Source organism: Gimesia chilikensis, from assembly GCF_008329715.1.
In the GTDB taxonomy this organism is placed as follows: Bacteria; Planctomycetota; Planctomycetia; order Planctomycetales; family Planctomycetaceae; genus Gimesia; species Gimesia chilikensis.
Genome location: NZ_VTSR01000020.1, coordinates 48,725 through 62,526 on the forward strand (window position 1 = coordinate 48,725; position 13,802 = coordinate 62,526).

General features: G+C 52.1%; 1 protein-coding gene. It reads right to left on the minus strand.

Going from position 1 to position 13,802, the window contains the following annotated elements; translation table 11 throughout:
- Positions 1-353 precede the first annotated feature (353 nt).
- Positions 354-13,301 (minus strand): Ig-like domain-containing protein, encoded by a 12,948-nt coding sequence (locus FYZ48_RS22390; RefSeq protein WP_187782162.1) that lies wholly within the window; start codon positions 13,299-13,301, stop codon positions 354-356.
- Positions 13,302-13,802: the final 501 nt, after the last annotated feature.

Sequence of the window (13,802 nt, forward strand, 5' to 3'; positions counted from 1 at the left end):
GAAGTTATTGGTTCCGGATATGGGACCTGTACGGACCGAGGATGAAGATCGCCTGCGGTAACAGGCAGTTCATCCCGGTAAAAAAAGATCAGTTCGTCCCGAGTTCCCTCAAGACACCTGAAACATAACATCGGCCTGTTCACTATTCAAGAACAGAAACCTAAGTCTTTCAAACTCTTACGAGACAGGGCATCGACCCTGACGAAAATTACTGTATGTTGTCAAAAAGCAACTCAATCGCCTATCTTTCCCACAGCAGCCAGTTGCCGTTGCACTTAAGAAAAAAGGCCCTGATATGTCATCATACGTCACATATCAGAGCCTGCTGAATTTAAATTCAGTGAATTAGCGATTTAAAGTATGGGACCTGCCCAGTCTGAGAAGACTTCATCAAAGTTGCCATCTCCATCCTGATCCAGTCCTGTCAGCTGCCAGTCGGCAGGATCCAGCTCACTCAATTCGTGACCCAGAATCTCGCCGGATTCGATGATCGACAGGCCGTGTTCCCGCAGCGACTGAACGAACTCTTCATTCAGGCCTTCCAGCAGTGTCAGATCCAGTTCACTCGGCTCTGCTCCCTGGGAGAGCTGATTCAAGGTGTTCCAGACCTGATTCCAGATCACAGGCAGATTCGAGCCTGCAGGGTCACTCTGGCTTCCAGTGGCGTCGAAGCTGACCTGAGCCAGTTCTACCAGGGGAGCCAGCGTCTGGACTGCTTCTGGCAGAACCGTTTCATCGCTGCCTGTCAGAGGCAGATTTGCCATCAGCGGAGCATTGACGCCCACCAGAATCTCGAAGTCGCCAGACGCAGCCGTCTCATGAGCGGTCTGCAGAATCAATGCATCCAGAATCGAAGGCAGTTTCCGCACACCCGGATCCAGTGTCGCGTTCATGACGTCGCCGTCATGTACCGAATCATCCAGGTGCAGGCCATCGTCTGTCAGCGTTGCTTCAAATCCGTTGCCGACGAAACTCAGCGTACCACCTACGCCCACCTGAACGTGGCTTTCGAATGGTGCATAAGTGTCTGTGAAGCCGGCAACGTGACCGATTTCATGCAGCAGCACGGTCAACAGGTCGTAATGACCAACCGCATCGGAATTGATGTCAGCCGTGTAAGACACGCCCCCTTCCAGCTCGCCACCGCCAAAGGCAGTTGTCGAAATGTCAGAGTACCAGCCCAGGCCGGCGGCATCGTCGTCCAGTGTCACAATCCCGGCGACAGGTCGTCCCTGTTCGTCGACTGCGGTGATCTGGCCTTCACCCAGTTGAGTGCCGCCCAGGTCAGTGATCACCAGCTGGATATCCAGAGGCTCATCCATTCCCAAAGCGTCCTGCCAGATGCTCAGTGCCGTATCCATTACCTGATCGATCGAAGAGTCACCACTGATGTTGGTGGTCTTACCATACCAGCGTTGCAGGAAGTTCGACGGGTAGACTACATCCCTGTCCCCGCCTTTCGAAACTCCATAGTTGGTGGCAAAGAACGTCAGGTCTTTGAAGTTGACATCACCACTCTTATCGGCATCCAGGGCCCAGACATAAGGTGAATCCGTATCGAGCACATTCTGGTTGTAGACCGAAGCCAGAATCGTCAGATCCTTGAAGTCAATGACATCATCATCATTCACATCATAGGCGATCGCCCACAGGTCTGTTTCGGGAGCATCGCCCACCAGCAGGGTGGTCTCTGTGTCATCTGTCAGGCTGACACTCACATTGCTCAACGAGAGCCCCAGGGCATGTGGACCGATGAATTTATCCTCGAAGTCAATCGAGACATCATCCTGCTCCAGCGATTCAAACTTGACGCGGGCCAGCAGAGCCTTCTTGAGGTGCCCTGCTTTCTCGTATTGAGCCGTTCCGCTCAATCCGGTTACGACGCCGGTGGCATCATCAATGATTGCCTGCCCGTTGTCAGCAAACGCGGTACCAAATTCAATCGCCGTGGCGGTGAAGAAATCGGTGTTGTAATTCAGATCGGCAATCGCTGCAGTAATTCCCTGGGCATCTGCCGTTTCAACGTAGATTTCCACCCAGAAGGAACTCCACTCATCGATCCAGGTATCGCTGGTCGGCAGACTGCTGGTTTGACCATAGGCATCCAGCTGAGTCTGATCACGAACGACCGCCAGATCAACGGCTGTCCCGTCTTCCAGTGATGCATCAGTTATGACAGCCTGCGTTCCATGCAGCGGTGCGGCACCATTCTGGACCGTGATATGCAGGTCGTAACTGCCCACATCCGAAGGATCAACGCCCGTCGGGCGTCCTGCGGTATCCGTTGGATCATATGAAACCGGGTCATCAAGGTCGTTATAAGCACTGATCCCGATAAAGAAATTACCCGCACTTCCCGTAGTGTTGGTGTAGGTGACATAGGAATCAAAGTTGGACAGGAAACTGACAAAGTTTTCATCGGGTGCCAGATCGTCATCCGAGTAGGCGACTTCGTTTCCGGCTGCATCAAAGATCCGCACCACGCTGTCCAGTCCTGTCTCGAACTGGCTGGCGTCGATGTCGACGATCACACTGTCACCAGCTTCCAGGTAGACCTGGAACATATCGACGTCCAGCAGAGGGTCGGCAATGGAAGTGTTATTCCCGATGCCGCCGTAGTAGGTATTGGTCCCCGTGGTAGCTGCAGAAGAGGTGTCTAATCCGGTGGCATGAGCCGTGCCGATTGTGTCTCCATATTGATCGGTCGTCTCCTGATCCACGAGGAAGCGAGCAGTCGCGTAGCCGGTCAGTTTCAGCTCGACAGGATATCCCGCTTCGGTGTTGAAGTTGAGCACACGGCTGACAGGTATCACCAGTTCATACAGACCGGTGGAAATTTCCGTCAGTTTAGCCTGACTCCAGTCGGTCAGACCGGCTGGAACGCCTGCACCCGGATCGAAGAAGGACATAGTCTCACCGGCTGTGGACTCAACCGTATCACTGGCAACAAAATTACCAAAGTTCGGTACAACCAGCATGGAATAAAGATCACCATTGGTCAAATTCCAGTTCTCGGAGATATTGAAGTTACCGCTGCCATCCAGTGCCTGAGTACTGGTGAGGACCTGCACCAGGGCATCCCGAATGGCAACTGACAGATCAGCCGGATTACCAGTCCCGTTGAAATTCGACAGCACGCCTTCCAATCCGAAATCAGCCAGTTCCTCTGTAGTTCGGTCATTATTCGCTGCTGTGCGATCAGGCAGGGCCAGCCCGGAGGGGTTGACCTCTATAAACGAATCCAGAATCTGAATCGTGGAAGGATTATCCACGTCGTCGAACAGGACATCCAGGCGACCACTCACGGTCGTACTGTCCAGCCCCAGATCCTGGGGAGTCAGAGTAACCTCTTGCCCATCGATAGTGATTTTACCTTCGATGTTGATGTTGGTCATATCCGTCTGGATCAGGAATTCGGAGGTCCCGAAATGTGACACCGAAGTACCAATGATATCAATCTGACTCAGATCGATTTCAGTACCGCGATTGACCAAATCTTCACCGGGTGTAATATTGACGGTATACTCAACCGGGTCGGCGTCTGCCGTCGGGGCGTTGGCGATAAATGTCGCGTAACCGACCCGGGCATAGTAGCCGTCAGCCATGCCAGGCATCAGGGTGATCCCTGAGAAATCTTCAATTACCCCGGTGGCATTATTGATACCACCCACCTGGGTCAGGAGTCGGAAGGCACTCGCGACACCAGTGACATCGGCAAAATCACCAAAGGCTGCCGTTGTGTCATCCCATAACAGATCAAGCACAACAGAAGTAATCGAGGAATTTTCTGTCGTCTGAGCGGCCAGAACCTGAGCCAGTTGATCACTGATCCAGATTTCAATATTGTAGCTGGCCCCCTCGACATACTGCGTCGTTTCAGCAGGCAGCGCACCGACGTCAGCCACCTCGGGAGAAACTGTGATGTTGGCACCAGAGAGTTTATTAATGGTGCCGCCGGTTCCATCCAGTTCAACCCGAATCGCCAGGCTGCCATCATACAGTTTATCCAGAATTGTACTGTTGAAGCCCTCGCCGGCAGCAAAGGTGCCGTGCAGGCTGTCATCAGTCAGGTCCAGTATGGGACTGTCATCGGCACCGACTGAGTTGTAGATCGTATAGACCACGGCGTTTCCGTTGGTGGTATCGACCAGTCGGACCGACTTCACATCATCATCAATGGTACCAGTCTGAGAACCATCCAAATCAATTTCATAGTCAGTCAGATAAATCGAATACTCAAGGTCCGCATTCCCGTTGGTCAGATGGAACAAACCACGTCCTTGAGAACCCAGACCGCCTTCGGCACGGAAGTACGTGAAGTCACGACCGCCGGAAAGCGTCGGCGTAGCGATCAACCGGATTTCCATGGTTTGCTGCGGGTCAGGAATCAACTGGAAGGTCGGCTCAAACGTTGGTGAAATCCCATCAGTCGACTCGGCACGCAGTGTGATATCCGTAGGCAGTCGTTCCTGGTCAGAGGCATAATCGGTGAACGTGATTTCCAGGATGTTATCGGTGATGCTCACACTTTCGACCCAGAAGTTTGCTGCAAATGAACCACTGCTGAGCAGGGTGTAGGTGATGTCATCACTGGCATCCGGATCATTAAAGTAATTATCCAGGTCAATGGTCACCGTCGACAGACCGTCGCTGTAAACATCATCCAGCGGTGCGGTCTGAACCAGGTCCTCGTTCGATCCGGTAATCGTCATCGTGACGGTGGCGGTATCCGAACTGCCGTTACCATCGCGAATCGTATAAGTAAACGTATCTGTTGCCGTATCGGTGGGCAGAATCAGGCTGGCGAACTGACCGTTTGGATTGTAAGTGAGTGTACCGTCCGCCTGCAGCGTCACGGTCGCCCCGGAATCGAGAGTGATCGCATTGCCGACCGTTGCGTTAACAGTGCCAAGCGTCGTATCGGTAATTTCAAAGACCGACAGATTATCATTCGTATCCGGGTCCAGATCGGGGCCATTGCCGTTATCCAGACGCACATCAAAGTTCAAAGAAACATCTTTGGAAGTGGTCACGTCGTCATTTACCGCATCGACTGGGTCATTCACACCCTGGATCGTCACCGTAACCGTTGCGGTGCTGGTGCCACCTTCTTCATCAGTGATGGTATAAGTAAACGTTTCAGTCGCTGACTCACCGACGGCCAGATATTCAAACGCACCATTAGGATCGTACTCTAAGGCACCAGTTGACTGAATCGTAACAGCCGCACCAGAAGAGAGCATGAAGGCACCGCCGACGCTTCCGACACTGCCTCCCTGATTGATGCCGGTCACGGTGAACGAGTCACTAGCATCGCCGTCAGCATCGGCACCACTACCGTTATCAGAGAATACGTTTACGCCAGTCAGGGTCGTTTCCTCATCTGTCTGGAACGCATCCGCCTGGGCAACAGGGTCATCGTTGACACCGTTGATAGTGATGGTCAGCGTCTGGGAAACTGTTTCCCCGTTGTTGTCGGTGATATCGTAGCTGTAGGTAATCACTTCAGATTCACCGGCAGCCAGATAGCCGTAGAAGCTTGTGTCAATGTCCCAGCTCGAAGCCGTGGTCATTGTAATGCCGCCATCATTCCCGGCATTGGTTTTCAACAGATTGATTACAGAGAGCGTATCGGTTGCATCCACATCGGTGGTATTGGTCAGCAGATCCACGTTAACGCTGCCATCATCTTCTGTGCTGGTAGAAGTTACCGGTGCACTGATAACGGGAGCATCATTCACCCCATCGATCTGAATATCGACAGAAGCGGAATCGGTCCCGCCGTTGCCGTCACTGATCGTGTAGGTAAAGGAATCGGTTGCCGTTTCACCGACCGCCAGGTACTCAAATGCCCCGTTCGGATTGTAGGTAAATGTACCGTTCGACTGCATGGTCACGATGGCTCCGGAAGCAAGCGTAAATCCGCTGCCGATGCTGCCGGTTGTCATCCCCTGGCTGACGCCAATTACAGTCAGGATATCACTTGCATCAACGTCACTGTCCACACCGAAGTTATTATCGACGAAGACATCGGCTCCGACGAGAGTTGTATCTTCATCAGTAGTCACTCTGTCGTGAACGGCAACAGGATCATCATTAACACCATCGATGGTAATGGTGACCGTAGCGGTATCGGTAACAGTCCCATCGCTGATGGTGTAGGTGAAGGAATCGGTTGTCGATTCGCCATCAGCCAGGTATTCGAATGAATTATTGGGATTGTAACTGAACTTCCCATCTGCCTGCATCGTGACGATGGCTCCGGAAGCAAGCGTAAATCCGCTGCCGATACTGCCGGTATTACCGCCTTCACTGACACCCACAACAGTCAGTGTGTCGTTTGTATCTACATCGCTGTCTACGCCACTACCATTGTCGATGAAAACATCGCCATCCGGCAGAGTTGTATCTTCGTTGGTAGTCACAGCATCATCGACCGCTTCCGGAGGATCATTCTGTCCATACACGAAGACTGTTACGGTCGCGGAATCGGTTCCGCCGTTACCGTCGCTGATGATATAAGTGAATGTATCGCTGGCAGACTCGGTGGCCCCCAGGTAATCGAAGGCTCCATTCGGATCGTAGTCGAAAGTACCGTCAGCCAGCACTGTCACAACCGCACCGGAGGCAAGCGTGAACCCGCTGCCCACAGTCCCCGTATTCACACCCTGACCGATGCCAATCACGGTCAATACATCACTGAAATCGACATCAGTGTCTTCACCGTTTGAGTTGTCATCGAAGAGATTTTCGCCTGTGAGAGCGAAATCCTGGGTTGTGGAAAATTCGTCAGCAGCAGCCACTGGAGGATCATTCACACCTGTAATGGTAATCGTCACAGTTGCGGTATCAGTCGCCGTACCATCGCTGAGGGTGTAGGTGAATGAGTCTGTAACGGTTTCATCCACTGCCAGATCTTCAAAGGAATTATTGGGATCATAGGTAAACGTCCCATCTGACTGCAGTGTGACCACGGCACCAGAGACGAGCGTAAACGCACTGCCCACAGAACCGGCTCCACCACCATCACTGATCCCCGTTACGGATATCGTGTTGCTCGCATCGATGTCACTGTCGGCACCACTGCCGTTATCATCCAGGACATTTCCCCCATTGAGGACAGTATCCTCATTTGTGCCAAAGGCATCAGGAGCGGCTACCGGAGCATCGTTCGCACCAGAGATGGTAATAGAGGCAATCAGTTGAACCGTGCCGCCATTACTATCTGTCACATCGTAATGGTACACGATGACGGCATCTTCACCAGCGGCCAGATAGCCGTAAGCACTCGGATCAATGTCGAGCGAGTTACCGTTCACGGTGATACCAACATTGTTACCGCTGAACTTGACTATGTTAGTAGCCGACAGAACGTCTGTAGTATCGTCATCGCTTACATTCTGCAGCAGATCAATGCTGTAGCTACCGTCATCTTCAGTCACAGCAGAAGTGATGGTCAGGATCGAGGCAGTCGGATCATCATTCACACCGAGGACGGTAATAGTAGCAGTCTGAGCAACTGAGCCACCGTTGCCGTCGATCACATTATAAGAGTACTCGATGACGGCGGTTTCCCCGGCTGCCAGGCTGTTGTAGGCATTGGGGGTAATCTGGAGCAGGTTTCCGTTGACAACAATTCCGCTGTCATCACCACTGGTCTTGGTCAGATTAGCGACCAGCAGTGTGTCGCTCTGATCGATATCACTGGCGTGCGACAGCAGGTTGAGAGCGTAGACACCATCATCTTCTGTGGGAATAGACTCGACGCCCATCGAAACGATCGGAGCATCATTTCGTCCGTCGATGGTAATTGAGGCAGTCTGTGAAACCACACCGCCGTTGCCATCGATCACCTCATAACTATAGGTAATTACTTCGGATTCACCGACAGACAGGTAGCTGTAGAAGCTCGGATCAACACTCAGCGATGTACCGCTGGGGGTAATCCCGCCGGCATTGCCTGCATTGGTCTGTACCAGATTCTGGATCGTCAGCGTATCGTTCGTATCGACATCACTGGCATTGTCCAGCAGGTTCACACTGAAGCCGCCAGCATCTTCGTTACTGGCCGAGACGACTGGAGCACTCACTGTGGGAGCATCGTTCACACCGGTCACGGTTACCTGTACGGTTCCGGTCGCGAAACCGCCACGCTCATCCTCGACTGTGTAGGTGAAAGTATCAACGGCAGTCTCACCCACGGACAGATAATTATAGGCAACCGTAGGATCGTAGCTGATGGTACCGTCCATGTTCAGAGTCAGTGCCGCACCACCATTGGAGGTCATGCTGGGCAGACCGAAAACAGTCAGGTTATTGTCGTCGCCATCCGGGTCAGTATCGTTGGCCAGAACGTCGATGTTCGTGAGTTCGGTATCTTCGTTGGTTGCCACGATGTCAATATTGGCGATCGGGGCCTGGTTGGCTGAAATGGTCAGCGTCACCGTGGCGACATCGACACCACCATTGCCGTCATCAATTGTATAATTGAAGGAATCGGTCGCGGTGGCTAAACCAGTCAGACCATCAAACTGACCGTTAGGATCATAGGTAAATGATCCGTCATCGTTCACAGTCAACAGGGCACCGGATCCCAGTGTAATTTCCGTATTCACTGCGGCTGTCTGCCCATTCACCTCAGTGACATCAAAGGTGTCACTGGTATCAGGGTCACTATCAACGCCACTGCCGTTGTTCGCGAAGACATTTCCGTTATACTCCTGCTCTTTGTTGACATCCACAGCGTCATCTTGAGCAACAGGAGCGTCATTCACACCGGTAATTGTAATCGTGGCAGTCTGAGCAACTGAGCCCCCTTCACCATCGATTACGTTGTAACTATAAGTAATGACGGCAGATTCACCAACGGCCAGATAGTTGTAGGCACTCGGATCAATATCCAGTGAGTTGCCGTTGACCGTGATACCGCTGGCATCACCGCTGTCCAGTGTAAGACCACTGACATTCAACACATCGGTCGTATCCGGATCGCTGGCATTCGTCAGCAGGTCCAGGCTGAAACTGCCATCGTCTTCTGTCGCAGTCGTTGAGACGGCTGCACTGACGGCGGGGGCGTCGTTCACGCCCGTAATCGTAATCGTGGCAGTTTGAGGAACCGTGCCCCCTTCGCCATCAATCACGTTATAGGTGTAAGTAATCACGGCAGATTCACCGACGGCCAGGTAGTTGTAGGCACTCGGATCAATGTCCAGTGAATTCCCGTTGATCGTGATTCCGCTGTCATCGCCGCTGTCCAGTGAAAGACCGCTGACATTCAACACATCGGTCGTATCCGGATCGCTGGCGTTCGTCAACAGGTCCAGGCTGAAGCTCAGGTCGTCCTCTGTCGCAGTTGTCGTGACGGCGGCACTCACTGCAGGAGCGTCATTCACACCGGTAATTGTAATCGTGGCAGTCTGAGCAACTGAGCCCCCTTCACCATCGATTACGTTGTAACTATAAGTAATGACGGCAGATTCACCAACGGCCAGATAGTTGTAGGCACTCGGATCAATGTCCAGAGAGTTACCGTTAACCGTGATGCCGCTGTCATCGCCGCTGTCCAGTGTAAGACCACTGACATTCAACACATCGGTTGTATCTGGATCACTGGCATTCGTCAGCAGGTCCAGGCTAAAGGTACCGTCGTCTTCCGTTGCGGTCGTTGAGACGGCTGCACTGACTACAGGAGCATCGTTCACACCCGTAATTGTAATCGTGGCAGTCTGAGGAACCGTGCCCCCTTCGCCATCTATAATGTTATACGAGTAGACAATCACGGCAGATTCACCGACGGCCAGGTAGTTGTAGGCACTCGGATCAATGTCCAGTGAATTCCCGTTAACCGTGATGCCGCTGTCATCGCCGCTGTCCAGTGACAGACCACTGACATTCAACACATCAGTGGTATCCGGATCGCTGGCGTTCGTCAGCAGGTTCAGGCTGAAAGTGCTATCGTCTTCTGTGGCAGTTGTCGTGACGGCAGCACTCACTGCAGGGGCGTCATTCACACCCGTAATCGTAATTGTGGCGGTCTGAACAACGGAGCCCCCTTCACCATCGATTACGTTATAGGTATAAGTAATCACGGCAGATTCACCGACGGCCAGGTAGTTGTAGGCACTCGGATCAATGTCCAATGAGTTACCGTTAACTGTGATTCCGCTGTCGTCGCCGCTGTCCAGTACCAGATTACTCACGTTGAGTACATCGGTCGTGTCGACATCGCTGGCATTCGTCAGCAGGTCCAGGCTGAAGCTGACATCATCTTCCGTTGCGGTCGTTGTGACCGCAGCACTGACAGTCGGTTCATCATTCACACCGGTTACGGTGACGGTCACAGTTCCCGTATTACTGACCGCATTGTTATCATCCTTGGCTGTAAAGTTGAAGGTCACCTGGCGGGTTTCACCGGCGGCCAGATCCTGAAAATCGCTACCGGGATCAAATGTAAGAGTCCCATTACCAGTCGAGTAAGCGGTCCCTTCGCTGGGCTGTAAGGTAATCTGATAGGTCAGTGTCGCGCCGAGGTCGATGTCGGTACCCAACACACCCGTCGTAACCGCCGATCCATCTTCATCTGCGTCCAGGCTGTCGTTGGAAACAACTGGGGCATCATTCAGCCCCAGAACGTCCATCGTTACGGTTGCGATGCTGGTTCCACCGTTGCCATCATCAATCGTATAATCAAAGCTATCGAAGTAGTGATCACCTTGGATCAGATAATCGAACGCCCCATTCGGATCATAGTCGAAAGTACCATTGGCATTCACTGTCAGCAGAGCCCCGGAACCCAGAGTGATCTGACTTCCCACACTCGCAGAGACGCCATTCACTTCGCTGACAGTGAAGCTGTCAGTCGAATCGGGATCGCTGTCGACACCATTGCCATTATCGGCGAACAGATCACCGCTGGCCGGAGTATCTTGATTTGTCGCAAACTCATCATTTTCTGCGATCGGAGCGTCGTTAATGCCATGAATCCTGATGGTGTAGGTGCCTCCATCCGTACCACCGTTGCCATCGGAGATTTTATACGTAAATGCTTCGTCGTAAGATTCACCAACGGCTAGAAAGTCATAGCTATCGTTCGGGTCAAATGTGAAACTGCCGTCTGCATTCGCAGTCAGCAATCCTCCGAGTCCGATGGAAATAGTAGCCCCCACATTCCCGACAGAGCCATTGATTTCTGTTATCAGCAGGGAATCGTCTTCCGCATCAGTGGCAAATTCAAAAATCGCCCCGGCGGGAGTGCTTACAGGATTATCTTCATCTGCGCCTACCGTCAGAATTGTATTGGGATTGGCGACAGGGTCATCATTCACACCGGTAATGGTGATCGTCACGGTCGCGGTATCGGTGCCGCCGTTTCCATCGCTGAGGGTATAGGTAAAGGTTTCGGTCGCGTTCTCACCTAGAGCCAGATAGTCAAACACCCCATTGGGCTGATAAGCAATCCCCCCACCGCTGAACAGTGTCAACGATGCACCGGAAGCCAGCACAACCTCATTACCCACATTGGCTGCGCTACCATTGACGGCCGTTACCTCAATACTGTCGCTCGTATCAGGATCGTAGTCCGCACCATTGCCATTATCGCTGATCACACTGTGAAAATTAAAATGCAGTGTTTCGTTTTGAGTAATCGTAAAGTCATCATCCTGAGCAACGGGTGCATCGTTCGCGCCATGAATGGTAATGGTCACCGATGCCGTATCTGTGCCCCCGTTACCATCGCTGATCTTGTAGGTAAAGGTTTCGGTCGCAGTCTCACCGACAGCCAGATAGTTATAGAATCCGTCTGGATTAAACGAAAAACTACCATCTGACTCGAGAGTCAGTTTTCCACCTGCGCCGATCGTAATCTCATTTCCGACATCCACAGAGGAACCGTTTACTTCCACTACGGTCAGCGTGTCATTCTCGACATCGGTGTCGTTCGCAATGACCGCCGCCGGTCCGATTGCATTGAATACATCATCTTCGTTATTGGTGGTATACTCATCGTTTACGGCCACCGGAGGGTCGTTCACAGCGTTGACTGTGACAGTAAAGGTATTCGACAGCACGGCATTCCCGGCGACGTCGATGGCCTGAATGACAATATCCGCTGACCCACTCACATCCTGCCGGGAAGTCAAAATGAGTTCGTCTGTGGCGAAATCAAAATTGACAATGGCATTCGTAATGGAATCAACACGGTAGCTGAGCGAGGTTCCCCCGTTCTGATTAAAGAAATCAGTGAAGGGGCCCAGGTTGAAGCTGCCGAAATCTTCGTTGAGTGTCTGGTTCCCGATGGGAGTCGCTGTGGTAGGCGCAATCGTATCCAGTTCAAAATTGACATCGAAGGCACCAGCCGGGCTGACATTGTCATGTTCGTCCATGGTCCAGAAGTGCAGCGTGTGTGTGCCGCCTTCCAGGGAAGCACCACCATTCAGGTTGGTTTCCAGCCAGCTGCGTGACAGTGTGAAAGTACCACCGTTGGCGCCGCTAGAGAGCAGACCAAAGATATTTACATAGCTGCCCCCATCCAGGGCGACTTTAAATTTAGTAATCAGACTCTCGTCAGAAACAGTACCGACAATCGTCAGTTCGTTAGTGATGCCATCTGAATCGGAAGCCCCGGAATCTACTTCCAAACCGGCTACCACAGCCGGCGCATCCTGGTCCCCAATCAGTTCCAGTTGCACCGTGGGCACGTTGCGATTGTTGTTCATCATCTGCAGGTCGTAGTTGTCGATGTCACCATCTTTGTCACTATCCTGCTCTTCCGAGTAATAGTTCTGAGTAGGATCCAGGCCCATCGACGTAATCATCTGCGAGGTGAAATGATTGAATCCGAACAGATGCTGGTAAGAGGCAGCCAGAGCCTGCTGATACTCAGTATCACTGACAGAGCCACTGCCGTCCGAGTCACCCGGCATAAAGATGTCGATGGTGAAATTGCCTGTGGCTGCCGTCTGGCCCTGGACGAAGATCGCGTAATCACCAGGCGCCAGTGTGGCCAGGACCAGTGAGCTGGACGTGCCAGCATGATCGTGTTCAGCCAGTTGCAGCGGAACCACAGCATTGGTGTTCGCATCCAGAATCTGGACCGCAGCCGGATTAAATGCAGAGCCGGGAGAGGCATGAACCTCAAATCCCAAAGTCGGCGAGCTGCCGGCACCAACCGTCAGCAGCAGTTCCGTCGAATCATTTGGCTGGTTGACAGAACTCTCCAGCGACGCCAGGATGTTGCTCGCCAGCAGGGTCCGGTCTTCCAGACGCTCTACGTGGCTGGCATATCCAATCGGACGAGACATCCGAAAAGGTAAACGACGCTTGAATTTGCGAGTAGAGTTGCGGCCAAATAATCTCTTGAGGCTCTTCATAGTGTTTTTACTCGTATTGGATTGGATAGTGGTCAAAGAATATACAGGTATGGCAGATGAGGATATTTACTGTCGAAATAGACACATACTTTGACGATTAAGCTAATTAAACCTAACAGTCAGCCACTTGCTCGAAATACGTTTTTTTCTTTTTGAGTACGCATTTTTAGCTCAAGTTTTCAGCTAATAATGCAATTTATGAAATATCTTTGCCTACGCGTGAAGGAATTGCAATTAATAAAAAGGCAATCTGGAATGTTTAGGAGATCTAGTTCAGGTTGTAGGACCTTCGTAAAGATCAGCGCAAAAATGAGTTTCATGTTCAGTAGGGGGGATAGGATACGCTGATGCCTTAACTCAACAATAAAGTTTCATTTAGGCAACACGCTTGTTAAGAAACCTGAACAAAACCCAAAAACAGATCAACCGATT

Excerpts from the sequence above, each read along its gene's own strand:
- FYZ48_RS22390 (WP_187782162.1), bottom strand. The coding sequence starts at position 13,301 with ATGTCTCGTCCGATTGGATATGCCAGCCACGTAGAGCGTCTGGAAGAC.